At 70.0% G+C, this 25377-nt stretch carries 26 protein-coding genes; 20 read left to right on the top strand and 6 right to left on the bottom strand.

Annotated elements, in window-relative coordinates; translation table 11 throughout:
• Positions 1-32 precede the first annotated feature (32 nt).
• The 6 genes from Q9R02_RS06510 to Q9R02_RS06485 all read left to right on the top strand — a co-directional run bounded on the left by Q9R02_RS06510 (position 33) and on the right by Q9R02_RS06485 (position 4751).
• Positions 33-479: a MarR family winged helix-turn-helix transcriptional regulator gene (locus Q9R02_RS06510; protein ID WP_305995853.1), complete on the top strand. Its 447-nt coding sequence runs from the start codon at positions 33-35 to the stop codon at positions 477-479.
• Between the two features lie 40 nt (positions 480-519).
• Entirely contained in the window at positions 520-1749 is a 1230-nt protein-coding gene (locus Q9R02_RS06505) for an MFS transporter (protein ID WP_305995852.1), read from the top strand.
• Between the two features lie 160 nt (positions 1750-1909).
• Positions 1910-3181: an MFS transporter gene (locus tag Q9R02_RS06500; RefSeq protein ID WP_305995851.1), complete on the top strand. Its 1272-nt coding sequence runs from the start codon at positions 1910-1912 to the stop codon at positions 3179-3181.
• A 3-nt stretch (positions 3182-3184) separates the two neighbouring features.
• On the top strand, positions 3185-4153 hold the full coding sequence (locus tag Q9R02_RS06495; protein WP_305995850.1) for a hypothetical protein: 969 nt from the start codon (positions 3185-3187) through the stop codon (positions 4151-4153).
• A gap of 86 nt (positions 4154-4239) precedes the next feature.
• Positions 4240-4488 carry a type II toxin-antitoxin system Phd/YefM family antitoxin gene (locus tag Q9R02_RS06490; protein ID WP_305995849.1) on the top strand — a complete coding sequence of 83 codons (249 nt, stop codon included), beginning with the start codon at positions 4240-4242 and terminating at the stop codon, positions 4486-4488.
• Positions 4485-4751, top strand: coding sequence for a Txe/YoeB family addiction module toxin (locus Q9R02_RS06485; protein ID WP_305995848.1), 267 nt, complete (start codon positions 4485-4487; stop codon positions 4749-4751). The genes Q9R02_RS06490 and Q9R02_RS06485 overlap by 4 nt, the downstream gene beginning before the upstream one ends.
• Before the next feature lie 10 nt (positions 4752-4761).
• Here Q9R02_RS06485 and Q9R02_RS06480 read toward each other — a convergent pair whose 3' ends face one another.
• Complete coding sequence (locus Q9R02_RS06480) at positions 4762-5367, bottom strand: GNAT family N-acetyltransferase (protein ID WP_305995847.1); 606 nt, start codon at positions 5365-5367, stop codon at positions 4762-4764.
• A 152-nt stretch (positions 5368-5519) separates the two neighbouring features.
• Between Q9R02_RS06480 and Q9R02_RS06475 the strand changes: the two genes are divergently transcribed.
• Positions 5520-5996: a MarR family winged helix-turn-helix transcriptional regulator gene (locus Q9R02_RS06475; RefSeq protein ID WP_305995846.1), complete on the top strand. Its 477-nt coding sequence runs from the start codon at positions 5520-5522 to the stop codon at positions 5994-5996.
• Between the two features lie 57 nt (positions 5997-6053).
• On the opposite strand, the gene Q9R02_RS06470 is transcribed toward Q9R02_RS06475, so the two are convergent.
• Positions 6054-6515, bottom strand: coding sequence for an SRPBCC family protein (locus Q9R02_RS06470; RefSeq protein WP_305995845.1), 462 nt, complete (start codon positions 6513-6515; stop codon positions 6054-6056).
• 265 nt (positions 6516-6780) lie between these two features.
• Here Q9R02_RS06470 and Q9R02_RS06465 point away from each other — a divergent pair, with 265 nt between their 5' ends.
• Genes Q9R02_RS06465 through crcB form a run of 3 tightly spaced genes read left to right on the top strand, consistent with a single transcriptional unit; the run spans position 6781 to position 8115 of the window.
• Complete coding sequence (locus tag Q9R02_RS06465; RefSeq protein ID WP_305995844.1) at positions 6781-7245, top strand: DUF8821 family protein; 465 nt, start codon at positions 6781-6783, stop codon at positions 7243-7245.
• Between the two features lie 31 nt (positions 7246-7276).
• On the top strand, positions 7277-7759 hold the full coding sequence (locus Q9R02_RS06460; RefSeq protein WP_305995843.1) for a fluoride efflux transporter FluC: 483 nt from the start codon (positions 7277-7279) through the stop codon (positions 7757-7759).
• Positions 7756-8115, top strand: coding sequence for a fluoride efflux transporter CrcB (gene crcB, locus Q9R02_RS06455; protein ID WP_305995842.1), 360 nt, complete (start codon positions 7756-7758; stop codon positions 8113-8115). The genes Q9R02_RS06460 and crcB overlap by 4 nt, the downstream gene beginning before the upstream one ends.
• Positions 8116-8259: 144 nt before the next feature.
• Here crcB and Q9R02_RS06450 read toward each other — a convergent pair whose 3' ends face one another.
• The 3 genes from Q9R02_RS06450 to Q9R02_RS06440 all read right to left on the bottom strand — a co-directional run bounded on the left by Q9R02_RS06450 (position 8260) and on the right by Q9R02_RS06440 (position 10288).
• Positions 8260-9132 carry a fumarylacetoacetate hydrolase family protein gene (locus Q9R02_RS06450; protein ID WP_305995841.1) on the bottom strand — a complete coding sequence of 291 codons (873 nt, stop codon included), beginning with the start codon at positions 9130-9132 and terminating at the stop codon, positions 8260-8262.
• An 85-nt stretch (positions 9133-9217) separates the two neighbouring features.
• Positions 9218-9616, bottom strand: coding sequence for an RNA-binding S4 domain-containing protein (locus Q9R02_RS06445; RefSeq protein WP_305995840.1), 399 nt, complete (start codon positions 9614-9616; stop codon positions 9218-9220).
• 9 nt (positions 9617-9625) lie between these two features.
• A complete protein-coding gene (locus Q9R02_RS06440) occupies positions 9626-10288 on the bottom strand; it encodes a hypothetical protein (RefSeq protein ID WP_305995839.1) in 663 nt (220 codons plus the stop codon).
• 263 nt (positions 10289-10551) lie between these two features.
• Between Q9R02_RS06440 and Q9R02_RS06435 the strand changes: the two genes are divergently transcribed.
• From Q9R02_RS06435 to Q9R02_RS06415, 5 genes are all read left to right on the top strand, one after another.
• Entirely contained in the window at positions 10552-11994 is a 1443-nt protein-coding gene (locus Q9R02_RS06435) for a DUF3375 family protein (protein ID WP_305995838.1), read from the top strand.
• Between the two features lie 61 nt (positions 11995-12055).
• Positions 12056-12838, top strand: a complete 783-nt coding sequence (locus tag Q9R02_RS06430; RefSeq protein ID WP_305995837.1) for a DUF4194 domain-containing protein — start codon at positions 12056-12058, stop codon at positions 12836-12838.
• The gene (locus Q9R02_RS06425; RefSeq protein ID WP_305995836.1) at positions 12835-16287 is read left to right on the top strand and encodes an ATP-binding protein; all 3453 of its coding nucleotides are present in this window, start codon (positions 12835-12837) and stop codon (positions 16285-16287) included. The genes Q9R02_RS06430 and Q9R02_RS06425 overlap by 4 nt, the downstream gene beginning before the upstream one ends.
• 349 nt (positions 16288-16636) lie before the next feature.
• Positions 16637-17821, top strand: coding sequence for a dual-specificity RNA methyltransferase RlmN (rlmN, locus tag Q9R02_RS06420; RefSeq protein ID WP_305996085.1), 1185 nt, complete (start codon positions 16637-16639; stop codon positions 17819-17821).
• Positions 17822-17828: 7 nt separating this feature from the next.
• Positions 17829-18965 carry an FUSC family protein gene (locus tag Q9R02_RS06415; RefSeq protein WP_342006893.1) on the top strand — a complete coding sequence of 379 codons (1137 nt, stop codon included), beginning with the start codon at positions 17829-17831 and terminating at the stop codon, positions 18963-18965.
• A 163-nt stretch (positions 18966-19128) separates the two neighbouring features.
• On the opposite strand, the gene Q9R02_RS06410 is transcribed toward Q9R02_RS06415, so the two are convergent.
• On the bottom strand, positions 19129-19626 hold the full coding sequence (locus Q9R02_RS06410) for an FBP domain-containing protein (RefSeq protein WP_305995835.1): 498 nt from the start codon (positions 19624-19626) through the stop codon (positions 19129-19131).
• Positions 19627-20182: 556 nt separating this feature from the next.
• Between Q9R02_RS06410 and Q9R02_RS06405 the strand changes: the two genes are divergently transcribed.
• The 5 genes from Q9R02_RS06405 to Q9R02_RS06385 all read left to right on the top strand — a co-directional run bounded on the left by Q9R02_RS06405 (position 20183) and on the right by Q9R02_RS06385 (position 25375).
• Positions 20183-21262 carry an ABC transporter substrate-binding protein gene (locus Q9R02_RS06405; RefSeq protein ID WP_425279233.1) on the top strand — a complete coding sequence of 360 codons (1080 nt, stop codon included), beginning with the start codon at positions 20183-20185 and terminating at the stop codon, positions 21260-21262.
• A gap of 123 nt (positions 21263-21385) precedes the next feature.
• Positions 21386-22450, top strand: a complete 1065-nt coding sequence (locus Q9R02_RS06400) for a FecCD family ABC transporter permease (RefSeq protein ID WP_305995833.1) — start codon at positions 21386-21388, stop codon at positions 22448-22450.
• The gene (locus tag Q9R02_RS06395) at positions 22450-23463 is read left to right on the top strand and encodes a FecCD family ABC transporter permease (protein ID WP_305995832.1); all 1014 of its coding nucleotides are present in this window, start codon (positions 22450-22452) and stop codon (positions 23461-23463) included. Before Q9R02_RS06400 ends, Q9R02_RS06395 begins: the two co-directional genes overlap by 1 nt.
• Positions 23463-24275 (top strand): ABC transporter ATP-binding protein, encoded by an 813-nt coding sequence (locus Q9R02_RS06390; RefSeq protein ID WP_305996083.1) that lies wholly within the window; start codon positions 23463-23465, stop codon positions 24273-24275. Before Q9R02_RS06395 ends, Q9R02_RS06390 begins: the two co-directional genes overlap by 1 nt.
• The gene (locus tag Q9R02_RS06385) at positions 24272-25375 is read left to right on the top strand and encodes a siderophore-interacting protein (RefSeq protein WP_305995831.1); all 1104 of its coding nucleotides are present in this window, start codon (positions 24272-24274) and stop codon (positions 25373-25375) included. Before Q9R02_RS06390 ends, Q9R02_RS06385 begins: the two co-directional genes overlap by 4 nt.
• Positions 25376-25377 lie beyond the last annotated feature (2 nt).

The following is a 25377-nucleotide window of genomic DNA, read 5'->3' as shown; positions in this document are numbered from 1 at the left end:
ATTAGGCAACCTAACTGTTAGGATGCCTAATTATGAACAAGGAAACGGATGAGGCGCTCGAGCTGGCCCGCAGTTTCCGCGAGGCCCTGCGCCAGGCCGTCTACGTGACGCGCCGCCTGGACGTCGGGGAGACCGAGCTGACCGGCACGCAGCTGAGTCTGCTCACCCTCCTGGCCGACGGCGGTGCCCGCGTCAGCGACGTCGCCCGCAGTCTGGGCGTGCGGACCCCCACCGCCACCGAGCAGATCACCCGCCTGGAAGGCCGCGGTTACGTACGCCGGGAGAGCGACCCGGACGACTCGCGCGCCGTCGTCGTCCGCCTCACGGACGGCGGCTGGGAGGCCGTGGAGCGGGTGAACCTCCGCCGCAACCGCGCCATCGCCGCGGTGATCGAGCGCCTGGAACCCGCGGACCGCACCGCCCTCGAGTCCGCCATTCCCGTTCTGACCAGCATTTACGACCGTTTGCGCGAGGAGTGACCGGGACCGCCCCGGCACCCTCCACAGGAGAGAAGCGAGCATGAGCAGCCAGCTGGATGAGTCCATCCACAGCAGTCACACCGTTCTGGAAGAGGAGAAGGCCTCCTTCTTCCGCCAGCCGAAGGCCGTGTGGGCCACCGCCCTCGCCGCCGTGTTCTCCTTCATGGGGATCGGCCTGGTGGACCCCATCCTCCCCGCCATCGCGGAGAACCTGAACGCGAGCCCCAGCCAGGTGTCCCTGCTGTTCACCAGCTACTTCCTGGTCACGGCCGTGGCCATGCTCATCACCGGTTACGTCTCCTCCCGCATCGGCGGCAAGAAGACCCTGCTGATCGGCCTGGCGCTCATCGCCGTCTTCGCCTCCCTTTCCGGCCTTTCCGGCTCCGTTGAGCAATTGGTGGGCTTCCGCGCCGGCTGGGGCCTGGGCAACGCGCTGTTTGTGGCCACCGCGCTCGCGGTGATCGTGGGCGTCGCCTCCGGCGGCTCCGGCGTGGCGATCATCCTCTACGAGGCGGCCCTGGGCCTGGGCATCTCCCTCGGCCCGCTCCTGGGCGCCCTCCTGGGCGGCTGGCAATGGCGCGCCCCGTTCTTCGGCACCGCTGCCCTCATGGCCGCCGCGTTCATCGCCCTCTTCTTCATGCTGCCCACCTTGCCCAAACCGGCCAAGAAGGTGCAGCTGAAGGACCCGATCCTCGCACTCGGCCACGCCGGGCTGCGCACCACGGCCATCGCGGGCCTGTTCTACAACTTCGGCTTCTTCACCGTCCTGGCCTTCACCCCGTTCATCCTGCACATGAACGCCTACGGAATCGGCGCGGTGTTCTTCGGCTGGGGCGTGGCCCTGGCGGTGTTCTCGATCTTCGTGGCCCCCATCATGCAGCGCCGCTTCGGCACCACGAACAGCGTCATGACCGCACTGGCCGGCCTGATGGTGGTCCTGGGGGGCCTTGGCGTGGCGGCCCTGCTGCACTCGGTGGTCACGGTGGTGGTCCTGGTGATCGTCTCCGGTGCGCTGCTGGGCATCAACAACACCCTCTTCACGGAGCTGGCCATGGAGGTCTCCGACTCCCCGCGGCCCGTGGCCTCCGCCGGCTACAACTTCGTCCGCTGGATGGGCGGTGCGCTGGCCCCGTTCATCGCGGCCCAGCTCGGCGAGCACTTCGGGGCTCAGGTGCCGTTCTTCGTGGCGGCCGTGATCATGGTCCTCTCCATCGTGGCGATCTTCACCGGCCGCAAGTACCTCAACGCCCACGAGCCGCACATCGTCTGAGTCTCTTCCTCCGGTTGAGTGCTCAGTTGTGGTGATTTCCCCGCTCGAAATCCCGCCACAACTGAGCACTCAACGTGTTTGGCCCGGCATAGGATGAGCCTCGTACGGCCTTGCGCGCGGGCGCGCTGGGCGAGCCACCTTGCGGGGATCGAGGAGTCGAATGTCCGTCGCGCACCAGGGACCGGCCACCGGCGAAGCCGGCCAGGAGCCAACCCGTCCCGTCACGCCGCTGTGGATCACCGGCGTGGTGCTGGTGAACCTGGGGATCAACGCCGCGTTCTTCGCCCCGCTGCAGGTGCTGCTCGGCCTTCAGGCCGCGGTTCTGGACCCTGGGCAGAAGGAGGGCATCCTGGCCCTCGTCACGGGGGCCGGCGCCGCCGTCTCCCTGGTGGCCAATCCCATCTTCGGCGCCTTCAGCGACCGCACCGCCAGCCGCTTCGGCCGCCGCGTGCCGTGGGTGGTGGGCGGCGCCGTCGTCGGTGCGCTGGGGCTCATCGCGCTTGCGGGCGTCCCGGACGTCGCGCTCATGACGCTCGCCTGGTGCCTGGTGCAGGCCGGCTGCAACGGCGCCTACGCCGCCATCACGGCCGCCATCCCGGACAAGGTGCCCGTGGCCCGGCGCGGCACGGTGGGCGGCCTGGCCGCGATGGGCCAGACCGTCGGCATCCTCCTGGGCGCCGTGATCGCCGCCGTGGTCAGCGGCAATCTGTGGCTCGGCTACGGCCTGGCCGCCCTGGCGCTGGTGCTCGGCGTGGTCCTTTTCGCCCTGCGCTCCGACGACCGGCCCATCCACCGTGGCGATGTCCCGCCCTTGGCCTGGGGCCCGTTCCTCCTGGGCTTCGTGCGGCCGCTGGCGCATCCCGACTTCCGCTGGGCCTGGATCACGCGCCTGCTGGTGAACATCGGCAACCACATGATCACCCTGTACCTGCTGTTCTTCCTCACCGACGCCGTCCGTCTGAAGGAGACCGAGGGCATCGCGGCGGAGACCGGCGTCCTCATCCTGACCGGCCTGTACGCCGTGTTCGTGATCGTCACCAGCGTGATCGGCGGGCGGATCAGCGACCGCATGGGCCGCCGCAAGCCCATGGTCATCCTCTCCTCCGCGATCATCGCGACGTCGGCCCTCATCCTCGCGTTCTCGCCCACCTGGGTGGGTGGCCTGGTGGGCGCGTCCGTGCTGGGCATCGGCTTCGGCGCCTACCTGGCGGTGGACTTCGCCCTCATCACCCAGGTCCTGCCCAATCCTGAGGACCGCGGCAAGGACCTGGGAGTCATCAACATCGCCAACTCGCTGCCCCAGGTCATCGCGCCGGCCATCGCCTGGCCGTTCGTAACCCTCTGGGGCGGCTACCTCTCCCTCTATGTCGCGGCGGCGGTGATCGGTCTGCTGGGTGCGGTGTTCGTGGTGCGGATCAAGGGCGTCGCCTGACCCATGGCTCCGTCGCCGCCCATCCACCAGGACGCCCGGGACATCACGCCGTTCGTGGGCGTGGTGTTCCAGGTGTCCGTGCGGAAACTGGCCAGTGGCCTGGGCGAACGCGTCCGGGCCTCCCGCGGGCTGGACCCGGTCCATCGCTTCAGCTTCCGGGAGGGGCCGGGCCGGCTGCCCGGGTTCTCGAGCAAATTCGCCAAAGCGTTGCACGCCGAACTGACGGCGGGTGGCGGGCCCGAACGCTTCCTCCGCCTGGCCCACGGCCACAGTGGCTTCGCCGGGCTCTGCTTCGTCCTGGCCGGTCTGCGGGCGTACCAGGGCCGTCAGTATCCGCAGGCCGCCGAGCTGTTGCGGCGGGGCCGGGAGACCCTGGTTGACGACGCCGCGCACCGCTTCATGGAGCGCCATCTGATGGGCCTGGTGGTGGAGGTGGAGCTCGGTGACGGGGTCGCAGCCCGCATCCTCTACTCCGACGAGGCCCTCCGCTACGCCACCGCGCACGCGCTGCGCGAGATCGGTGACCTGCCGGCCGCCGTCGTGCAGCTGGATGCGGTGCCGTCGTCCCCGGCCAAGGCGCTCGCGCTGGCCCATCTGGCGGGCCTGCGGGAGGACTACGCCTCCGTGATCGGTCTCAGCGAGGGGGTGCGCAACGGCGAGGACCTGAGTGCTGGCCTCCTGCTCCTGCGCGCCCGGGCTCAGCGCCAGACCGGGCGGCTCACGGACGCCCAGTCCACGCTCGGCGAGATCCAGCGGCGCAAGGGGACGGCGCTGCAGCTGCGCAATGCCGCGCTCACGGAACAGGCGCTGCTGATGCTCGACGGCGGGGTGAAGAGTCTCCGGCGCGGCGGCATCAAGCGGGTGGAGGCGAAGCAGCGGGCCACTGAGCGCAAGGCGGAACGCGAGGCCCACCGGGAGTTCGACACGACGATGAAGCGGCTCAGCCGCCGGAAGAGGGGCGGCGATGGATGAGTGGATGGAGTGCGGATCCAGAACCTTTCCGGCAGGGATATTCGAGCGGTACAATAAGTGGTACCACTTGAGGAGGTGCTGAGGACATGGCAATCACCACCAGTGAAGCTCGCAGAGACTTGTTCGGGCTGATTGAACGCGTCAATCTGGACCACACGGAAATCGAGATCACGTCGCGCCGGGGCTCGGCTGTCCTGATGTCGAAGGACGAGTATGACTCCCTCGTGGAGACGAGTTATCTGCTGCGCTCTCCGGAGAATGCCCGCAGACTGCTGTCCTCGCTTGAAAGCGCTCGCAAAGGCACTGCCGAAGAGCGGGAGCTCCTGGAGCCGTGACAGGGCGGAAGCTCGCCTGGACCGACGAGGCCTGGGAAGACTATCTGTACTGGCACAGCCAGGACCGGAAGACGCCGCGGCGCATCAATCTGATCATTGCGGACATCCTCAGGGATGATCCGTTCGAAGGCATCGGTAAGCCGGAGCCACTCAAGCACGCCCTGGCCGGTGCATGGTCCCGCCGGATCGACGAGAGCAACAAGCTCGTCTACCTGGCTGATGCCACCCACGTGACGGTGCTTCAGGCCCGCTACCACTACTGAGGCGGCGCGTTCACGCCCGCCGGCGCATGAGCGCGCGGCCCGGCACGCCGTCGTACACGTGCTCGAAGCCGCCCTGCTCGAACAGGGACACCGTGCCGTGGAACAGACCGGACGACGTGGCCTTCGGCCGCGCCGCGACGTCCACGGGGTAGCCGTCCACCCAGTCGGCGCCGTGCTCCCGGGCGAAGCCGACCGCCGCATCCAGCAGCGTGCCGGCCACGCCCTGGCGGCGGTGGGTCCTGGCGACCACGAAGCAGGTCACCGCCCAGAGCTCGCCCTCCGGGGTGGGCGCGTGCTTCCGGCTCCGCTGCACCAGCTGCAGATGGTCCAGCCGCGGGTAACAGTCCTGAGGCGCGACGGCGGCCCAGCCCACCGCCTGGCCGTCCACGAAGGCGAGCAGGCCGGGAGGCCGTTCCTCCTCGGCGAACTGGCGGCGCATCAGGTCTTTGCGCTGGGGGACTTTCATGGCTCGCCATTCGGGCGAGGTGAGCCTGAACCACTGGCACCAGCAGCCCGCGGCGTCGCCGCCCAGGCTGAAGAGGCGTGCCACCTCCTCCCAGTGGGCGGGTGCGGTCTTGATGGCGTTCCGGGGTTCTTGCGGTTCCACGGTGGTCATGGGACCACTGTGGCAAGGGGTTGTTCCTCCTGTCGAGAGGAAGAGCGCGGCGGATGGGGCTACTGCCGGGTAACGGGAGGTCATAGAATCGGGGCAGTGGGGGCCCACTGGTTTGCCTGGCAGGACTCAGCAACGACGGACAGGGCTCAGGTATGGCGCTTGAATTGATCAACAAAAGCTGGCTTGAAAGCGATCGCGAAGACCGTGCGCTCTCCGCGTTGCACCTTTTGCGCGAGTTCCGATTGGCGGAGCGGGGAACCCGGGAAAGCCTCAGATCAGACCTGAAGATCAACAACAACGATCTCTCGGCCCTGCGCTTCATCCGGGAGGCGTCCGCCGACGGCCCCGTGGGCGCGCTCATGCTGGGCCGTCATCTCGGCATCACCTCGGCCTCCACCACGGCGCTGGTCAATCGGATGGTCGCGGCCGGGTATCTCGTGCGGGAGCCGGATCCGCGCGATCGGCGCGCGGTGGTGCTGACCGCGACCCAGAGGGCCGTCGAATTGCTCGACTCCAGCCTGCAGCGCCAGGTCGGCGCGCTTCTGACCGCGGCCGGGGACTTCGACGACGACGAGCTGGCCACGGTGGAACGGTTCCTCACCGCCGTGATCGAGGCCCTGAAGATCTGACGGTTTTTCCCCAGGACTCCCGGCAGTACGCGGCGGTGTGGCGGGTGGCCCGCCGGGTCATGCCGGGCTCGGCGCGGCGTGGCCGCCGCGATCGACCCGGGTGTCCCAGAGCCGGAGTTCCATGTGCTCCTTGAAGGAGGCGAGGTCCTGGCGGATGCCCTCGGCCTCCTGCCGGAACAGGGATCCCGAGTGCTGTGACTGCGCGGTGCCGTCCCAGTAGACGGACATCTCCACGTGGCTTCGATCGTGCGACAGCGATTCGAGAGTGACTTCGCAGAACGTGGAGCCAACCGTGCTGCTCCAGCTGATGGCGCGGTCCGGCCGTTCCTCAAGCATCCGCACGATGAATTCCCGGCGCATGGCGCCGGTCTTGGTGACGAAGCGGACCTGATCCTCATCGATCCGGTTCGCGGCCAGGACGTGGCCGAGGAACTCGGGGAAGTGGTCCGGCCGCGTCCATTGTTCGTAAGCCGCCCAAAACGGGACATCGACGTCGATGCCCTCCTGGATTTTCGGCATGAAAACTCCTTTCCTGCATCTTCCCGGGGACGCCCGGGAGCCCTGCGGTTGAAGAGGGGATGCCCGCCGTACCGACGGTACCGTTCCACTTCAGCAGACCGGGCACCGAAACAAAAGGTCTTGATTAGTTAGTCAAACTAGATATAAAATCGTGCGCCCGCGGCGCGGCGAGAGCCCTCTGTGAGGCCTTCTGCCGGAGCGCCGGCCAGGCGACACCGCCTGCTTCGCTATGCTCGACTCGATCACCCGAATTGAAGGAGAGCGCATGCCGTACGTCGTGGATTTCGTGAACGTCTCCACTGCAGGGTTGGAGTCGTCCCCCGTAGCCGAGGCCCTCGCCGGGCTGCGCGCCAATGAGGCACGCTACTTCAAGAACAAGTACGACCACGTGTTCACCACGGTGCCCGTTGCCGAAGCGCCGGAGATCCTCGAGCGGATCCACCACATCCTGGCTGCCGAGCGCGAGATCGTCATCGCGTCCACACCGCTGGAGGTGTCCTCCTTCGAGGTGGAAGGCATCCGCATGGACTACGTCTTCTACGAGTCCGGCCTGTCCATCAACGTCATGTACACCCTGGCCGACTCCGGCAAGCGTGCGGTGGGCTTCAAGCTCTCCATGGGCATGGAGGTCCCGGAGGAGCTCGCGAGCCGCTTCAAGTTCGCCCGCCAGAAGTCCAAGCTGGCCGGCGAGATCCGCGGCTCCTTCTTCGTCATCAAGGGTGAGTACTGAGGCCGGTCCAGCCCCTGAAGCGACCTCAGGCATGATGCGCGCGCCCTCCAGAACCACGGCCCACGGCCGGATGGCCCCCCTGCACCTGGACCCGAGGGCGATCGCCTGGGTGTTCGGAGGCGGGGTGTTCGGGGCGCTGGCGCGCTACGGTCTGGGTCTCGCGATCCCGGCCGTCGGCGGCTGGCCGCTGGCCACCGTCGTCATCAACGTCGTGGGTGCCTTCCTGCTCGGCCTGCTCCTGGACAGCCTGGCCCGGCGGGGCCCTGACGTCGGCTGGGCGCGCCGCTTCCGCCTGCTCGGCGGCACCGGATTCCTGGGCGCCTTCACCACCTACAGCACCTTCGCCGTCGACGCCGTCCACCTCCTGAGCGCCGGCCGCGCCATGGAGGCGCTCGGTTACGTGGCAGCCACCCTCCTGCTCGGGGGTGCGGCCACCGCCCTCGGCATCTGGGTGGCCGAGGTGGCGCACCGGGTGAGCGCCGAAGAGCACCGCGCGCCGGGCGGCCGTCGGTGATCGGGCTGTGGCTGGCGCTCGCGGGCGGTGTGGGCGCCGTCGCGCGTTTCATGCTCGACGGCGCGGTGAGGCGCCGCTGGCCCACCGACTTCCCCTTCGCGACGCTGCTGATCAACGTCACCGGATCCTTCGCGCTGGGACTGCTGGCCGGTGCGGTGGCCGCGCATCATCTCGGGCCGGAGGCGCTGCTGATCGCCGGCACCGGATTCCTGGGCGGATACACGACCTTCAGCACGGCCAGCCTGGAGACGGTCAGGCTCCTGCACAACCGTGAGCCGCTGCGCGCCGTGCTCTACGGGATCGGCGGGGCGGGAGTGTGCCTGCTGGCCGCCTGGGCCGGGATCCTGCTGGGCTGAGCGGCTGGCACCCGCCCCACTCCTCGGCCGGTGACGAGATCCAGGGTGATGCCCTCATGCTAAACGCCGCGAGACGGCAGCAGATCGCAGTGTTGCGGGCGGACGCTGCGATCTGCTGCCGTCTCGCGGACGGGGAAGGGGACGTCAGGCGCAGACGATGCGCTGGGCGCCGAGACCGGGCGCCTCGATCTCCACGACGTCGCCGGACTTGAGGTACTCGAAGCGGCCGGACATGGCCACACCTTCCGGGGTGCCGGTGATGATGACATCGCCCGGCTCCAGCGCCATGAACTGGCTGACGTGGTGCACCAGGTGAGCGGCGCGGAAGACCATGTCCGCCGTCGTCGAACGCTGGCACTCCACGCCGTTGACGCGCGTGGACAGCGGCAGCGAGTCGACGTCGAAGTGGGAACCGTCCGGGGCGACGGCCGGGACCAGCCACGGGCCCAGCGGGGTGGAACCGGGCAGGGACTTGCCCTTGGTCCACTGGCCGCCGGCGCCGCCGAGCTGCAGTTCGCGCTCGGAGAGGTCGTTGGCCAGGACGTACCCGGCGATGGCCGCCTGGGCCTCCTGCTCGTCGGCCAGCAGGTGGGCGTGAAGGCCGATCACCAGGCCGAGTTCCACCTCCCAGTCGAGCTTGCCGGCGCCGGGCAGACCCGGGAACTCATCGTAGGGACCGGCCACCGAGTTGGACGGCTTGAGGAAGACGACGGGCGACGCCGGCGGTTCCAGGCCGGACTCGGCGGCGTGGGCCGCGTAGTTCAGGCCGATGCCGACGAGGTTGGCGGGGCGGGCCAGCGGCGATCCGACGCGGCCCGAAGGCACGACGCGCGGCAGGTCGCCGGCGTCCAGGGCGGCCTGCGTGGCGGCGACGAAGTCACCGGACAGGAAGGCCGAGTCGATATCACGGGTCAGGGGCAGGAGGCTGAAGTACTGAGCGTGGCCGTCGGCGTCGTCGACGATGACCACGGGTTCTTCGGTTCCAGGGGCTCCAAAACGGGCGAATTTGAGGCTCATTTCACCAGTGTCCGGGTGATGGGCACTGGGCGGAAATGTGACTGGTTCACAATTGCGCCGTGTGACACGGCACCGTGACGTGCGCTCACTGCCCCCGCAGTCGGTCCATCTCCCGGCGGTCCTTCTTGGTGGGGCGGCCCGTGCCGCGATCCCGGACCGGAATGCCGAGCATGGGCGCCACCGGCCGCGGCGGGGTACGGTCCGTGAACGCGTGCGATGCCGCTTCAGCACCCACGCGCTTGGCGATCAGCTGGCGGACCTCAAGGATGCGCTCGTAGCCGGGCATCCTGATCTTGACTTCGTCACCGGGGATGACGATCTGCGCAGCCTTCACCGGGTTGCCGTTCAGGCGTACGTGCCCGGCCCGGCAGGCCGCGGTGGCCGCGGAACGGGTCTTATACGCACGGACGGCCCACAGCCACGCGTCCACGCGGACGGCGTTCGGCTGGGATTTGGAGAGTGAGGAACCGGGCTGTGCTGCCATGGGTACTGATTATGCTCCCTTGGCGTGCTGTTCCTCATCGTCCCGGGCCGGGCGCAGCAGCCCAGGCATGTTCTTGCGGGCGATCCCGTCCTGGCGTCCCGGCTTCAGGCTCAGCCGGGGAGCCTCGCCGGCAGCGTGGATCGCGGTGGGCTTCGCCGCGGGCCGGTCCTGGGTGCTGAGGAGTTCCTGGGCCTTCACGTCCGCGGTGGGAGAGGGGTTGCTGACCTTGGCCACGGTGGGGAGGAGACCGGAGTCGGTGGCCTTGGCCAGGGCACGCGCGTCCGCCTCGCGGACGGCCTGCTGCCAGCCGGTGTTCATGACGGGCTTGGGCTTCTCGCGGGACGGAGGAGTCTCACGCACGAGTCGCGGCTTCGCATCGGAGGCCGGGGCCTTCCGTACGGCAGGCGCGGTCCGCGTGGAAGGCCGCGCGGCTGAGGCGGCCGCGAGCTCGACCAGGGCGGCCGGCGCGTGTTCCGCGGCGTCGTCGTCGCGGTGGAGACCGGGCACCACAAGGCGGACGAGGCGCTCCCCGCCCACATAGACAAGCCGGCCCAGACCCGTGACCGCAAGAGCCACGCACGCGAAGAACAGGACCACCGAGGCCAGCAGGCCGCCGATGATCATGGTCCCCAGGAACGTCAGGTTCAGGACCAGAGTGGTATCAGAAGTCATGCGCCATCATCCCCTTGAGGCGTTTGTCCATTCACGAAAACCGGCGGCCGATGGCCCCCGGCGGAAACTCTGGCTTCCACGCTAACCACCGGAGGCTCCGGTGGGGAAGATCCGCCCGCAGTGTTGCGGAATCGTAGTTGGTTCGTGATGAAAGGCGCGCGGCGGAAGCCGTTCCGTGTCACGCGTACCCTTAAAGCTGGCCATTTTCGAGCAGTGGACGGGCGCCGGCCCGCCGGACCAACAGGGAAACGGGGTGCGCACGGGTGGACGCAACGGACCTCACGCGGCGTCTGGGCACCCTGGAGACCCTGACCAAGGGGCCCGCCTGGGCACTGACCCGCTCCGCCCCTTGGGTGATCGCCGTCCTGCAGTCCACCTTCACCCGCACCCGGCCCGGCGTGGTCCTGGAGGAGTTCCACGCCGAACTGGACCTGGCCCTGGAACAGCTCCGGACCGCCGACCCCACGCTGGGCGGCTCCAACACCGGCCGGACCGTGGCGGATGAGTGGACCCGACGGAAGTTCATCACCCGGCGTCACCACTCCGGCCGGATCATCTACGAACTCACCGAGGCCGCGTCCCGCGTGCTCGCCTTCCTGGAGAGCCTCAGCTCGCCCCGCTCCACCCTGACCGGATCCCGCCTGGGCACCCTGCTGGGCGACGTGGAGAAGCTGGCCCATGAAACCAACCCGGACCAGACCGCCCGCCTGGACTCCCTGCGGGAGGAGATCCGCGAACGCGAGGAGCTCATCCAGGGCATCACCTCCGGCGACCTGGACGGGCTCCTGGACGAGGATGAGGCGGTGGAGGCCGCGGAGAACATCCTGGACCTGGCCGCCGGCCTGCCCGCCGACTACAAGAAAATGCGTGACAGCATCGAGGAACTGGTGGGCAAGCTCCGCAACCAGATCATCGAGGAGTCCCTGAGCAAGGGCGCCACCATGGCGCAGGTGCTGGAGCAGGACAAGGTACTGCGGCAGAGCCCGGAAGGCCGCACCTTCCGCTCCTTCACGGCATTCCTGGAGGACCCGCAGCAGCAGTTGCGCTTCCGTTCGGCCATCGCCGAGGTCCTGAGCCGCCAGTTCGCGGACGTGCTCGCCGCGGACGACCGGGAAACCCTGAAGAACCTGGTGGCGGAGCTGCGCACCCAGCACGGCCAGATCCAGCGGATCTACGGCAAGCTCTCCGAGAGCCTGAACACCTACGTCCAGAGCGACGACTTCCGTCACTCCCTCCGGCTGCGGAAGGCCCTGCGCGAGGCCGAACAGGCCATCCGCGTGCTGCCCTACGAGCGGGACCGGCCCGGATTCGCCGCGGCGCCGGAGTTGTTCGGCGGGGTGTTCGAGTCCGTGTCCATGGTGCAGCTGTTCGACCCGGACGAGTTCGAGGAGCCGCCGCGCCTGGCGGACCCCATCGACTTCGCGCAGGACGCCCGTGCCCGCGCGCCGCGGACCCCGAAGGCCAAGCCGGCCCTGGTCCGGGCGGCGCTCGCCGGTGCGGACACCGTGGGCGGGGCCTGGGACGCGCTCCCGCCGCAGGAACGCCACCTCAACTCGATCCGCGCGTTGCTGGCGGAGGCCCTGAACTCCGGGGCCGTGTTCGCCGCCGACGGCCAGGAACGGCTGGAGTTCGAACAAGTCGACGGCAGCCTGCGCGGTGCGACCCTGCCGCTGGTCACCCTGCCGAAACCGCTGAGTGCTCAGTAGTGGTGACTTACGAGGCGCGCAACCCACCACAAGTGAGCACTCAGCACGGAGAGGATATGGAATGAGCGAGCAGATCCACGGCGTGGACGCCCGGGACACCTTCGTGGACGGCGCGGAGCTGTACCCCGGCGACACCGGGGTCCTGCCCCTGCGCCTCCGCCAGGCCCTGGTCCGCCTCCTCAAGGGCCCCTATGTGGACGGCGGCCGGGACGAGAAGCTGTGGACCACCCTCACGGATCACCAGCAGATCCTGCGCTCCCGCCTGTCCGAGATGTTCCTCAGCCTCCACCTGGACCACGAACGGAAGATCGCGCTCCTGCGTCCCGTGGACCCGGAACTCCTCGGAGCCAACGCCCGGTCCAGCCTCCTGCGCCAGCAGCGGGCCCTCAGCCGCGTGGAGACCATCATCGTGCTGCGCCTGCGCCTCCTCCTGGACCGTCACACCGAGGCCCAGACGGAGCCCACCGTGACCCAGGAGGAGATCGCGGAGATCGTGGCGCACTACCAGCCCGCCGCGGAACAGGACGCCTACCGGGACGCCAAGACCGTCCAGGCCGCGGTGGAGAAGCTCCGTGCCCGCCAGCTCCTGCTTCCCACGGGCCTGGAGAACGTCTACGGCATCAGCGGGGCCCTCCCGCTCGCCCTGCCCTTCGACTCCATTGTGGAGATCACCGCCCAGCTGGAGCGCCTCAAACATGCCACGGAGGACGCCGTCGGCACACAGGCGCTGCTGGACGTCGACGACAGCGGCGACGAGGAGACGGACGACGCCGAGGCGAGTGCCGCCGTCGTGCGTGCCGCTGAAGACGCCGCCGCTGAGGAGACCGAGGAGGAGCGCGCATGAGCATCCCCGTCCTGCTGCCGATCGGCGACGAGGTCAACCCCGGCCAGATGCGCCTGGCCCGCGTGCATCTGGTCAACTGGGGCACCTTCCACGGCGCCCACGTCATGCACGTGGACCGCCGCGGCACCCTCCTGACCGGCAACTCCGGCGTCGGCAAGTCCACCCTCTTCGACGCCATGCTCCGCGTTTTCGACGCCCGCCCCCGCTCCAATGAGGCCGCCGCCGCGCGGATGGGCGGCTCCGTGGACGACCGGCGCACCACCTACACCTACATGCGCGGCAAGGTCGGCGACCGGGCCACCTCCGACGGTGCCACGAGTGCCTTCCAGCGCCCCGGGGCCACCTGGTCCGCCGTCGCGCTGACCTTCGACAATGCCGCCGGTACCGCGGTCACCCTCTCCGCCCTCTTCGACCTGCCGAAGAACGGCACCGAGGGCAATGTGGGCCGGCACTACATGATCGACGCCAGGCCGCTGGACCTGGACGTCCTGGAATCCCTGGCCCACAAGCGTTTCACGCGGGCCGCCCTGGAGGATGCGTTCCCCGGCTCCCAGGTGTTCGACGTGCACCGGAACTTCGCCGAACGCTTCCGCCGCATCCTGGGCATCGGCAGCGACCAAGCCCTGCCCCTGTTGCGCGTCATCCAGGCCGGCAAGGGCCTGGGCGGCAGCGTCAACACCTTCTTCCGGGACCAGGTCCTGGACCCGCCCGCCACGCTGGACGCCGCGGACGCCGTGGTGGAGGAGTTCAGTAATCTGATCTCCATCCGCCAGCGCCTGGAGGACGTCCGCAAGCAGCGCGACGCCCTGGCGCCCGTGCCCCAGCTCAACAAGGACTACGCCCAGCATTTGCTGGAGGCCAACCGCCTCCGCACCCTGGCCGGCACCGAGTTCGACGCACAGCGGCAGGCGCTCGCCGTCGTCGTGCATGAAGGCACCGTGGCGCGGCTCAAGGCGCTCGCGGTGGACAAGGCGCAGGCCCTCAAGGCCGAGCGGATGAGCCGCGACGCTCTCGCCGCCCAGCTGCGCGAGCTGGAGCTGGACTACAACAACCAGGGCGGCAACGCGATCGCGTCGATCGAGGCGGGCCTGGAGAACGCCCGCCTGGCGCAGCGGCTGCGGCGCGACCTGGAAGCCGGCGTGCAGAAGCAATTGCGCGACGCCGGCCTGGACCTTGAGTGGTCGGCCGCCGGATGGGCGCAGGCGCACCAGCAGGCGGAGCAACGGGCCGCGGAGCTCACCGGGGACGCGGAATCCCTCAAGGCGCTGCGCTTCGAGGCGTTCGACGCACACGCCGCGGCCAAGCGCGAACTGGAGGAGGCGTCACGGGAGCTGACGTCCCTGCAGTCCGGGACGTCGCTGATGCCGCAGGCCGCGCTGGAGAACCGGGCCGCGATCGCCGCCGCGCTGGATGTGGAGGCGTCCGAGCTGCCGTTCGCCGGCGAGCTGATGGACCTTCTTCCGGCGGAGGACGCCTGGCGGCCCGCGGCGGAGCGCGCGCTGCGGAACCTGGCCACCACGCTGCTGGTCCCGGGGTCCTTGTTCGGGGCCGTCACCGAGTTCCTGGACGGAACCACCGTGCGCGGAGCCATCCGTGCCGTGGACGTGTCCCGCGTGCTGCCCGGCGCGTCCGGAGCCCTGGCTTCCGTGGAGGACGGGGATCTGCTGACCAAGCTGCAGTTCCTCTCCGGCTCCCTGACGCCCGCGCGGGAGTCCGCCGTGGAGTGGCTGCGGTCCCGGATCGCGCTGGACTACGCGTACCCGTGCGTGGAGGACCCGGCGCGGCTGGCCGGGCTGGAGCGAGGCCTGTCCCTGGGCGGCGTGGTCAAGCGCAACAGCCACACCGTGGAGAAGGACGACCGCTTCGCCGCGCGCCGAGACTTCGTCCTCGGCTTCGACAACGCCAGCAAGGTCCTCATGGTCCAGGAGCGGATCACCGAGCTGAAGGCGTCCCTGAAGGCCGCCGAGACCGAAGCCCAGGACCGCGAGGACTCGCACCAGGGCGTGGCCCGGCAGCTCGAGGCACTGCGCCGTGTGGCCTCCGATCATCGTGAGTGGACCGAGGTGTCCGCGCAGGTCGCCGCCGAGGAGGTGGCCCGTCTGGAGCGGCGCCTGGCCGATGCCCTGGCCGCGCAGGCCGATCTGGAACCGCTGCGCGCCCGCCTGGAGCAGACCCGCGGACAGCACCAGGCGAGCACCGAGGCCGCGGCCGTGCTCCAGAACGAGTACAAGGCCCTGGACGTCCAGCTGGTCGCCGCGGACAAGGCCCTGGGCGCCGCGCTCAAGCGCGTGGAGGAGAACCCGCCGGCCCCGTCCACGGTGGAGGCCCTGGCCCCGCGGTTCGAGGCGATGGGTGAATTCCTGGACATGTCCGGCCTGGACCTCGCCGCCGTCCAGGTGCGCGCGCAGCTGCAGGACGAGCTGCACCGGGCTGAGAGCCTGGCGCAGAGCACCGCGGAGACGCTGACCAGGATCTTCGACGTGTTCAGCCGGGCCTGGGGTGGGACGGTGTCCGTGGACCACGGCACCGGGATCGGCGCGGCGCCGGAATACGAACAGCGGTACCACGCGATCGTGCGCGACGGCCTTCCCGCCCAGGAGGAGGAGTTCCGGGCGTTCTTCAACCAGCGCACCCACGAGTCCTTCTCCACGCTCCTGCACCTCCTGGACGAGGAACGGCGCGCCATCACCAGCCGCATCCTGCCCCTGAACGGCATCCTGTCCGGCGTCGAGTTCCACGAGGGCAGCCATCTGGAACTGGACATCAAGCAGACCGTCCCCGCCAGCGCCAAAGCGTTCAAGGACGCGATCTCGCGGGCCCTGCGCGTGCGGGCCGGGCGCGCGGCGGTGTCCTCGGAAGCGCACGACGGCGCCGCGGCCGGTGGTGAGGACGAACTCACCATCCGCTACAAGACGCTGGAGAACCTGGTCACCCGGCTCTCCTCCCAGGCGCCCGAGGACCGGCGCTGGCGCGCCGAGGTGCTGGACGTGCGTGGGCACCTGTTCATCGCATGCAAGGAGCACCGGACGGTGCGCGTGGACGGCGGGGCGCCGCGGGCCGAGGTGTTCATGCACTCGGACACGGGCTCCATGTCCGGCGGTGAGCGTCAGCGGTTCACGGCGTTCATCATGGCCGCCGCCCTGAGCTACCAGCTGGGCATCGCGGAGCAGGGGTTCACCAGCTACGGCACCGTGATGATGGACGAGGCGTTCGTGCTGGCCAGCGAGGAGTTCGCCGGCCAGGGGATCGCCGCGCTGCACGAGTTCGGCTTCCAGCTGCTCCTGGCCGCGCCGGAGAACGTGATCGACCTGTCCCGTCACCTGGGCTCCGTCACGGAGATCCTGCGGGACCGCCGCACCAACCGCTCCGGAGTGCTCCCGCTCGGAGGCAAGGCCGCGCCCGGCGAGCCCCGGAGCGAGGCGAACCCCGTGGACATCCGGCTGGGGTAGAGCGGCTTCGCTGGGGCTTGTCCCCGGCGGGCTTCTCCGCTGAAGGCCCCTCCGCCGAAACAGTGGGTTTCCTCTGAAACAGTGGTTTAAGCCCACTGTTTCAACGGAAACCCACTGTTTCGCGGGATCCGGTGCCTGGGGTGCACCTCCGGATGAGAGGTCGACGGCGGTGGCCGATCTCACCTCAGGGCCTTGCCGTCCCATGGGACAATGGAAGGTGATGGCTTCCTCTCCTCGTACCCCCGGCTCAGATTCCCCCAGCAACGGCAAGGCCTCCGCGCAGCCGCCGCGCGGCGTCGTCGTACGCGAAAAGACGGCCGGGAACGCTCATGGCGAGGCCGTCGCCAAGATGGCCATGACGGAGAGCCGCCCGCAGGTCCGCCCCGCCGCGGAGGGCTGGGAGCAGGCCCGCACCACGGAGGGCCGCCCGCTGCTGCAGTTCGCGTCGCCGCGCGTGAAGCAGCCGCCGCAGCACCTCGCGGACCTGACCCTGGACGAGCGCGCAACGAAGCTCAAGGAGCTCGGCCTGCCCGCATTCCGCGCCAAGCAGCTCTCCACGCACTACTTCCAGCACTGGACCACCGACCCCGAGCACATGAGTGACCTCCCCAAGGCCGGCCGCGAGGACCTGGTCTCGGAGCTGTTCCCGCCGCTGCTCACCGAGGTCCGCCGCCTCCGCACGGACGACGGCAACACCATCAAGTTCCTCTGGCGGCTGTTCGACGGCGCGCTCGTGGAGTCCGTCCTGATGCGCTACCCCGGCCGCATCACCCTCTGCGTCTCCTCGCAGGCCGGCTGCGGGATGAACTGCCCGTTCTGCGCCACCGGTCAGGCGGGCCTGACGCGCAATATGTCGACGGCGGAGATCGTGGACCAGGTGGTGGCCGCCAACCGCGTCATCGCCGAGGGTGCGCTGGGCGAGAAGGAGCACGACGAGGAGCGCGTCACCAACATCGTGTTCATGGGCATGGGTGAGCCGCTGGCCAATTACAAGCGCGTCATGGCCGCCGTGCACCGCTTCGCCGACCCGGTCCCGCAGGGCCTGGGCATGAGCGCCCGCAACATCACGGTCTCCACGGTCGGGCTGGTCCCGGCCATCCGCAAGCTCGCGGACGAGGAGGTCCCCGTGACCTTCGCGCTGTCCCTCCACGCCCCGGACGACGAACTGCGCGACGAACTCATCCCCGTCAACAGCCGCTGGAACGTTGACGAAGCCCTGGACGCCGCCTACGACTACTTCCGCAAGACCGGTCGCCGTGTGAGCATCGAATACGCGCTCATCAAGGACATGAACGACCACGCCTGGCGCGCCGCCCTACTGGCCAAGAAGCTCAACCAGCGTGGCCGCGGCTGGGTCCACGTGAACCCCATCCCGCTCAACCCGACGCCCGGTTCCATCTGGACCGCCTCCGAGCCGGAGATCCAGGACCAGTTCGTCGAGACCCTGCGTGCCGCCGGTGTGCCGACCACGCTGCGGGACACCCGTGGCAAGGAGATCGACGGCGCCTGCGGGCAGCTCGCCGCGGCGGAATAGGCCTTTCGTGACGCGCGGTGCCGCCCCGGACGGAGCGTACGACGGCGCCCGCCGCCCTCGTGCGGACGGTGCGGGTGCCGCCGTCGTCGGCTTCCTCCGGGAGACGCTGTTCAGCATCGGCCCCGCGCGGCGTGACCACCTGCCCGCCGCGCGCGTGGCGCTGGGGCTGTTCCTGCCGCTCCTGATCCTGACGCTGACGGGCCGGCTGGACCTGGCGATCTTCGCCAACTTCTCCGCGTTCACCGGGATCTACGGGCGCAACGAGCCGCATCGCATGCGCTTGGTGACCCAGGCCAGGGCCGGGCTGCTCATGTTCGCCGTGCTCCTGGCGGCCACCCTGGTGGCGCGGCTGAGTCCCGGAGGCGCCCTGGACCCGTGGATGAGCGTGGCCGCGACCAGCGTGGTGGCGTGGGCGTGTTCGATCATCGCCGGTCTCTGGCATCTGCGGCCAGCCGGCTCCCTGTTCTACATCTTCGCCTTCGCCGCGGTGGCGTCCGTGCCGCATCAGCCGCCGCTGTGGGAGGCCATGCTCACCTCCGTGCTGGTCATCGCCCTGTGTCTGGGGATCGGGGTCCTGTCCCGGGTCAGGGCCTCCCACCGGACGCCGCTGAGCTGGAAGGAACTGGCCCGGGTGCGGCGGATCCGGGTGGCGCCGGCTGAGCGGCGGATGGTGTGGGTGGAGTCCATCGGGTACCTCGTGGCGCCCGCCCTGGCCGGCTGGGCGGCGACGTCCGTGGGCCAGGCGATGGGCTTTGGGCACAACTACTGGGCCATGGTGGCCGCCGTGGTGCCATTGGTGGGTCACTCCACCCGGCACCGCGTGACCCGGGGCCTGCAACGTGTGCTGGGCACCGTGGTGGGGCTGGGACTGCTCTGGGTGATCGTGGCCGTGCGCCCGGAGGCGTGGGTGATGGTCATCCTGATCGCGATCTGCCAGTTCGGGGCCGAGCTGCTGATCGCACGGCAGTACTTCCTGGCACAGGTCTGCGTGACGCCGCTGGCTCTGCTGTCCTCCCTGCTGATGGCGCGCGTGGAACCGGCCACGCTCCTGCACGACCGGTTCATCGACACCGTCATCGGAGCCGCGGTGGGCCTGCTGGTGGTGCTGGCGCCGGCGGTGTTCCGGCGGCTCGCGACGCGCTGAACGGGGACCCCGTTTCCCGGGATCCCGCCTGGCCTGCGCCTGCCGGACCTGCGCCTGACGGGTTCCTCCGCTGAAACAGCGGGTTTCCGTTGAAACAGTGGGTTTAGACCACTGTTTCAACGGAAACCCACTGTTTCAGCGTCCTGGCCGGGGCGTTTGCCGGTTAGAGGCCCTGCACCCGGTCCAGGAACAGCCGGGCGCGTTCCTTCAGGCCGGCGATGCGGTCCAGGACCACGACCGCCGGGTCCGGATTGATCTCATTCTTCGGCGGCTCCACGCGGACGTTGGCGCTGCACACGAAATCGGCGCAGATCAGCGTCCCCACGGTGTTGCCGTCACGGCCTGACTGACCCGCGCGGCGCGCCACCCAGAGGAACACGTCGTTCTTGGCGTGCACGGCGCGGCACAGTTCGCACAGGACGGAGCGGTTCTTCCGGGCGCCGCCCTCGGGTGCGCGGAGCAGAACGGAGGTGACTAGGCCGTCACCGGAGGGGAACACCAGGTACCCGCGCAGGGGCATCTTGGGGTCCCGCCAACCGAGGACGTCCAGGTTTTCCCAGTCCAGGGAGTCGAAATCCTTGGGGAGGTTGAGTTTGGAGGTCTCGGAGCGGCTGGCGTTGATGAACGACGCGCGGATCTTCTGGGCGCTGAGTTGCTGCATGGTTGTGGGTACTTTCACGAGTCGGTGAGGAACCGCCGCGGGATGATGTTGCCGGGCGCGCTGCTGTAGGCGCACGAATGCCCGGGAGGGAACCGTGACGGCGGTTCAGTGAAGGGTGAGGGAGGACCCGGGTGCGCAGCAGGCCAGAACGGCCACCCCGCGATCCGCGGCGCACGGCACGGTGCTGGTACGCATGCTCGCCTCCTCAAAGGCCCGGTCTCCGGGGCGTGAAAGTGTCATTTCCGACTTTCCCAGTGTAGCGCGGGTGTCGCGCGCTCGGCCCGGAGCCCTCGCCTCCGTGACCCGTCCGCTGAGACCGTGGCCCCCGCGGCCCACCCCCGCCGAAACAGCGGGTTTCCGCTGAAACAGTGGTTTAAGCCCACTGTTTCAGCGGAAACCCGCTGTCTCAGCAAGAGATTGCGCGGGAGCTCGAACCGCGGAGTCGCCCGGCCCGACTTGCACCACTCCTGGCATTAGGTGATAAAACCTTAACGTATTTCACCAGAAAGTAGCTTAGCCTTGCCTAAGTACGTCACGCCGCGCCATGAGGAGACCCATGTCCACCGACTTCACCCAGCCCAGCCGCCGCACCCTGCTCCGCACGGGGGCCGGCCTCGGAGCGGCGGCGCTGTCCGCCGTCGTGCTCGCCGCCTGCAGCACGGGGACCGCGAACGGTGACGCCGCCGGGACTCCGGCCGTGAGCGGCGGCACTTTCCCCGTGACCGTCAAGCACGCCTTCGGCGAGACGGTCATTCAGAAGCAGCCGCAGCGGGTCGCCACCGTGGCGTGGGTGAACGACGACATCGCGATCGCCCTGGGCGTGGTCCCCGTGGGTCTGCCGAAGATCGAATGGGGCGGCAATGACAAGGGTTCCAGCCCGTGGAAGGACGCCGCCCTGGAGAAGCTCGGCGCCTCCTTCGGCTCCGCCAAGGCCCCCGCCCAGTACTCCGAGGCGGACGGCATCAACTTCACCGAGGTGGCCAAGACCAGCCCGGACGTCATCCTGGCCGCCTACTCGGGCCTGAGCCGCGAGGACTACGACAAGCTCTCCAAGATCGCCCCCGTCATCGCCTACCCGGAACTCGCCTGGGGCACCCCGTGGCAGGAGGCCACCGCCCTGATCGGCAAGGCGATGGGCAAGGAGACCGAGGCCGCCGGGCTCGTGAAGAGCGTGGAGTCCCAGATCAAGGACAAGGCTGCCGCCCACTCGGCCATCGCCGGCAAGAGCTTCATCTTCGGCAACCTGGAGCCCGGCAAGGGCGACGGCGTCAACGTCTACACCGCCAGCGACAACCGCCCGCGCTTCCTCACCGCCACGGGCATGACGCTGGCGCCCGTGGTGGCGGACAAGGCCAAGGGCAGCAAGGAGTTCTTCATCCCGTGGTCCGCGGAGAAGGCGAACGAGCTGGTCAGCGACGTCTTCGTCACCTGGGTCCCGGATGACAAGACCACGGACGCCATCAAGAAGGATCCGCTGCTCGGCCAGATCCCGGCCATCAAGAACGACGCCCTCGTCGCCTTCGCGGACAAGACCGTCACCCTCTCCCTCTCCGCGTCCTCGCCGCTCAGCCTGCCCTGGGCCCTGGACAACGTGCTGGACCAGCTCGCCGCCGCGGCGCAGAAGGCCGGCAAGTAACCCATGTCCCTCACCCAGGAGCAGCGGGTTCCCCACGCCCCTCGCGAGGTAGCAGCTGACGCCCTTAAAACGGGCTTTTCAGGGCGTCAGCTGCTACTTCGCGGGCCGGGGGGAGGCCGGAATGTGCGACGACGGCGGGGTGCCTCCGCCGGGCGGGCCATCCTGCTCCCGCTGATCCTGGGTGCGGTCCTGCTGGCGGCGGCGTTCGCGTCGCTGGCGGTGGGCGCCCGCGCGGTGCCGCTGCCCGACGTCCTGGACACCCTCGGCCGGGCGCTGAGCGGCGCCCCGGCGGCACCTGGGGCCCCGGCCGGCGGCACGGGGGACGAGGCCGTGGTCCTGTCCCGCATGCCCCGCACGGTGCTGGCCGTCGTCGTCGGGGCCGCGCTCGGCCTGTCCGGTGTGCTCATGCAGGGTGTGACCCGCAACCCCCTCGCCGACCCCGGCATCCTGGGTGTGAACGCCGGGGCGGCGTGCGCCGTCGTGTTCGGGATCCAGTTCCTGGGCCTGGCGTCCGTGGGCGCGTATCTGTGGGTGGCGTTCCTGGGCGCGGCCGCCGGCATGGTCCTGGTGTACGTGCTGGCCGGCGTCGCGAGCCGGGCCCAAGGCGCCTCCGGCCCCACGCCGCTGGCCCTGGCCCTGTCCGGTGCGGCGCTCTCCGCCGGGCTGTACTCCCTGATGAACGCGGCGCTCGTGACCCACCAGGACACCCTGGACCGGTTCCGCTTCTGGCAACTGGGCAGCGTGGCCGCGCGCGAATGGGACACCGTCCTCCCGGCTCTGCCCTTCCTGGCCGCCGGGGTCCTCCTGGCGTTCGGCCTGGCCCGCCCGCTGGACGGGCTGGCGATGGGCGACGACGCCGCGCGCGCCCTCGGCCAGCGCGTCGGGCTCACGCGGGTGGCGGCCGGCGTCGCGGTGGTGCTGCTGTGCGGCGCGTCCACGGCGATCGCGGGGCCGGTCGGCTTCGTGGGCCTGGTGGTGCCGCATGCGCTGCGCCGTTTCACGGGACCGGACCACCGCCGCCTCCTGGTCTCCACGCTCCTGGCCGCGCCCGCGCTGGTCCTGGTGGCGGACGTCCTGGGCCGCGTGATCCTGCTGCCGGGCGAGATCCCGGCCGGAGTCCTCACCGCGCTGGTGGGCGCGCCCGTCTTCGTGGCCCTGCTCCGTCGCGGCAAGGGGGTGGGCGTCTGATGCGGATCCGTCCCCTGACCCTCACACTCGCGGCATTGGTGCCGCTCCTGGTGTTCGCGTCCGTCCTGCTCGGCTCCTACGTGGTGACGGTCCCGGACCTGATCACGATCGTCTCCCGCCACCTCAACGGCGAACGCGGCATCCCCGGGGCCAGCTTCATCGTCCTGGACACCAAGATCCCGCGGGCCGTCCTCGCGGCGTTCGCCGGCGCGGCGTTCGGGCTGTCCGGCGGCACCTTCCAGACCCTTCTGCGCAACCCCCTGGCCAGTCCCGACGTCATCGGCGTCAGTTCCGGGGCGAGCGCCGGTGCGGTCGCAGCCATCGTGCTTTTCGGCGCGAGGGGCATCACAGCGTCCCTCTCCGCCCTGGTGGGCGCGCTGCTGGTGGCGCTGCTGATCCACTCGCTGTCCCGGGGTGAAGGAAGTGCCGGTCTCCGCCTCATCCTGGCCGGCATCGGGGTGGGCGCGGCGCTCCAGGCCGTGGTCCAGTTCCTCATGTCCCGCACGGACATCCGCACCGCCTCCGACGTCCTCCTCTGGGTCTCCGGTTCCCTCAACCCCGCCTCCGGCGACCGCATCACGGTTCTGTTCGTCGCGATGCTCGCCCTGGTCCCGGCGCTGGCCCTCCTGGCCCGCCCGCTGCGGGTGCTGGAACTGGGCGACGACGCCGCGGCCGGCCTGGGCGTGAACGTCTCCCGGGTGCGGCTCGGCCTCCTCGTGGTGGCGGTCGCGCTCGCGGCCTTCGGCACCGCTGCGGCGGGACCGCTCGCGTTCGTGGCGTTCCTCGCCCTGCCGCTCGCCCGCCAGCTGGACCCCCGCGCAGGCCTGCTGGCGGCGGCACTGAGCGGCGCCGTCGTCGTCCTCGTTGCCGACTTCGTGGGCGCGAACGTCGCGCCGCTGCTCCTGGGCGGCTCGGTGCTGCCGGTGGGCATCGTCACCGGCGCGCTCGGCGCCCCCTTCCTGCTCTGGCTCCTGGTCTCTCCGGCGGGCCGCACCCGACGAAAGGTGGCATGATGCCGCAGCTGAACGCCCGGGGCCTGACGCTCCAGTACCAGGACCGGGCGATCGTCCAGAACCTGCACCTGACCCTGCCGGAGGGGCGGATCACCATGATCGTGGGCGCCAACGCGTGCGGGAAGTCGACCCTGCTCCGCGGCCTGTCCCGGCTGCTCAAGCCTGCGAACGGCGTGGTCAGCCTGGACGGCAAGGACATCCACGCCCGGCCGGCCCGGGAGCTGGCGCGGGAGCTCGGCCTGCTGCCGCAGCACCCGCTCGCCCCGGACGCCATCACGGTCCGCGAGCTGGTGGGCCGCGGCCGCTACCCGCACCAGGGCTTCTTCCGCGGGGCGGACGCGGACGACGACGCCGCGGTGCAGCGCGCGCTGGACGTCACCGGGACTGCGGAGCTGGCGGAGCGGCCGGTCAGTGAGCTGTCCGGCGGGCAGCGGCAGCGGGTGTGGATCGCGATGGCGCTGGCCCAGGAGACGGACGTGCTCCTGCTGGACGAGCCCACCACGTATCTGGACCTGGCGCACCAGGTGGAGGTGCTGGACGTGGTGACCGAGCTGAACCAGCGGCGCGGGACCACGGTGGCGATCGTCCTGCACGACCTGAACCTGGCCGCCCGCTACGCCCATCATGTGGTGGCGATGAAGGCGGGGCGGATCGTGGCGCAGGGTCCGTCCCGTGAGGTGTTCACGCCGGAGCTGGTGTCCGAGGTGTTCGGGCTGTCCTCGCAGGTCCTGGTGGACCCCGTGTCCGGCACGCCGCTGATCGTCCCGATCGGCCGGCATCACAGTCTCAACCCTCAGGAGGTTCCCGCATGAGCGGCACCCAGAGTGCGGCCGGCATTGCCGCCGTCGAGCCCATGGCCATCGCATTCCCGGTCCGGGTGACGGCGGTGCGGGAGGTGGGTGTCGACTACCGGCGCATCACCTTCGGCGGCTACAGCCTGCGGCAGTTCGGCGTGCACGGTGAGCTGCTGGACACGCGCATCAAGCTCATCATCCCGCCGCGCGTGGACGGGGGATGGGGTGAGCCGGTGGTGATCGACGCCGTGGATGACGGCTGGTACCGGCAATGGCTGGCCTTGCCGGAGGACGTGCGCGGGTCCATGAGGACCTACTCGGTGCGGGCGGCGCGGCTGGATGCGGCGTACCCGGAGATCGATGTGGACTTCGTGCTGCACGGGGTGAGGGACGACGGCGCGGGGCGTGACGGCGGGGGGTACGGTGCGAGCGTGCACGGCGCGGCCGGGCCCGCGGCCGCCTGGGCAGCGGAGGCGCAGGTGGGGGACCGGATGACCGTGATCGGGCCGAACAACCGCGCGGCGCACTGCATCACGGCCCAGACGTACGGCGGGATCGAGTGGCGGCCGGGTCTGGCGCAGCGGATCCTGCTGGCGGGCGACGAGACCGCGGTGCCGGCGATCTGCGCCATTCTCGAGTCTTTGCCGGCATATCTGAGCGGGCAGGCGTTCCTGGAGGTGCCGGAGGCCGGGGACTTCCAGGATGTGCGGACGGACGCCGACGTGGAGATCACGTGGCTGGCGCGGGGTGCGTCCCGGGGCCGGGCGCGGCCGCACGGCGAAGTCCTGCAGGAGGCGGTGCGACGGGCGGTGCCATTGCCCGGGCACAGCTTGTTCGGCGGTCCGGACGCGGCACGGGCCGGTGCAGGCGCCGAGCCCGCCGAGGTGGACGTGGACACCCAGATCCTGTGGGACACGCCCCAGCTCCTGGACCCGGCCGAGGTGAAGGCGACTCGCGTCCCGGGCGCCCCGTCCGGTGCGCTGCCGTTCTACGCCTGGGTGGCGGGCGAGGCCGGCGTGGTCAAGGAGATCCGCCGGTACCTGGTCCGCGACGTCGGCCTGGACCGCAAGCAGGTGGCGTTCATGGGCTACTGGCGGCACGGCAAGGTGCTCGACTGAGA

Source organism: Arthrobacter horti (assembly GCF_030731045.1).
In the GTDB taxonomy this organism is placed as follows: Bacteria; Actinomycetota; Actinomycetes; order Actinomycetales; family Micrococcaceae; genus Arthrobacter_E; species Arthrobacter_E nanjingensis.
Note: the sequence above shows the minus strand (reverse complement) of the source record. Positions and strands in the feature narration are given on the sequence as shown.

What these genes read in the sequence shown, in the direction of transcription:
- Q9R02_RS06390 (WP_305996083.1), top strand. Translation starts at nt 23,463, where the DNA reads ATGCCGCAGCTGAACGCCCGGGGCCTGACGCTCCAGTACCAGGACCGG.
- Q9R02_RS06440 (WP_305995839.1), bottom strand. Translation starts at nt 10,288, where the DNA reads ATGACTTCTGATACCACTCTGGTCCTGAACCTGACGTTCCTGGGGACC.
- Q9R02_RS06425 (WP_305995836.1), top strand. Translation starts at nt 12,835, where the DNA reads ATGAGCATCCCCGTCCTGCTGCCGATCGGCGACGAGGTCAACCCCGGC.
- Q9R02_RS06405 (WP_425279233.1), top strand. Translation starts at nt 20,183, where the DNA reads ATGTCCACCGACTTCACCCAGCCCAGCCGCCGCACCCTGCTCCGCACG.
- Q9R02_RS06500 (WP_305995851.1), top strand. Translation starts at nt 1,910, where the DNA reads ATGTCCGTCGCGCACCAGGGACCGGCCACCGGCGAAGCCGGCCAGGAG.
- Q9R02_RS06470 (WP_305995845.1), bottom strand. Translation starts at nt 6,515, where the DNA reads ATGCCGAAAATCCAGGAGGGCATCGACGTCGATGTCCCGTTTTGGGCG.
- Q9R02_RS06395 (WP_305995832.1), top strand. Translation starts at nt 22,450, where the DNA reads ATGCGGATCCGTCCCCTGACCCTCACACTCGCGGCATTGGTGCCGCTC.
- rlmN (WP_305996085.1), top strand. Translation starts at nt 16,637, where the DNA reads ATGGCCATGACGGAGAGCCGCCCGCAGGTCCGCCCCGCCGCGGAGGGC.
- Q9R02_RS06510 (WP_305995853.1), top strand. Translation starts at nt 33, where the DNA reads ATGAACAAGGAAACGGATGAGGCGCTCGAGCTGGCCCGCAGTTTCCGC.
- Q9R02_RS06490 (WP_305995849.1), top strand. Translation starts at nt 4,240, where the DNA reads ATGGCAATCACCACCAGTGAAGCTCGCAGAGACTTGTTCGGGCTGATT.
- Q9R02_RS06480 (WP_305995847.1), bottom strand. Translation starts at nt 5,367, where the DNA reads ATGACCACCGTGGAACCGCAAGAACCCCGGAACGCCATCAAGACCGCA.
- Q9R02_RS06410 (WP_305995835.1), bottom strand. Translation starts at nt 19,626, where the DNA reads ATGCAGCAACTCAGCGCCCAGAAGATCCGCGCGTCGTTCATCAACGCC.
- Q9R02_RS06430 (WP_305995837.1), top strand. Translation starts at nt 12,056, where the DNA reads ATGAGCGAGCAGATCCACGGCGTGGACGCCCGGGACACCTTCGTGGAC.
- Q9R02_RS06505 (WP_305995852.1), top strand. Translation starts at nt 520, where the DNA reads ATGAGCAGCCAGCTGGATGAGTCCATCCACAGCAGTCACACCGTTCTG.
- Q9R02_RS06495 (WP_305995850.1), top strand. Translation starts at nt 3,185, where the DNA reads ATGGCTCCGTCGCCGCCCATCCACCAGGACGCCCGGGACATCACGCCG.
- Q9R02_RS06445 (WP_305995840.1), bottom strand. Translation starts at nt 9,616, where the DNA reads ATGGCAGCACAGCCCGGTTCCTCACTCTCCAAATCCCAGCCGAACGCC.
- Q9R02_RS06475 (WP_305995846.1), top strand. Translation starts at nt 5,520, where the DNA reads ATGGCGCTTGAATTGATCAACAAAAGCTGGCTTGAAAGCGATCGCGAA.
- Q9R02_RS06450 (WP_305995841.1), bottom strand. Translation starts at nt 9,132, where the DNA reads ATGAGCCTCAAATTCGCCCGTTTTGGAGCCCCTGGAACCGAAGAACCC.
- Q9R02_RS06385 (WP_305995831.1), top strand. Translation starts at nt 24,272, where the DNA reads ATGAGCGGCACCCAGAGTGCGGCCGGCATTGCCGCCGTCGAGCCCATG.
- Q9R02_RS06465 (WP_305995844.1), top strand. Translation starts at nt 6,781, where the DNA reads ATGCCGTACGTCGTGGATTTCGTGAACGTCTCCACTGCAGGGTTGGAG.
- Q9R02_RS06460 (WP_305995843.1), top strand. Translation starts at nt 7,277, where the DNA reads ATGATGCGCGCGCCCTCCAGAACCACGGCCCACGGCCGGATGGCCCCC.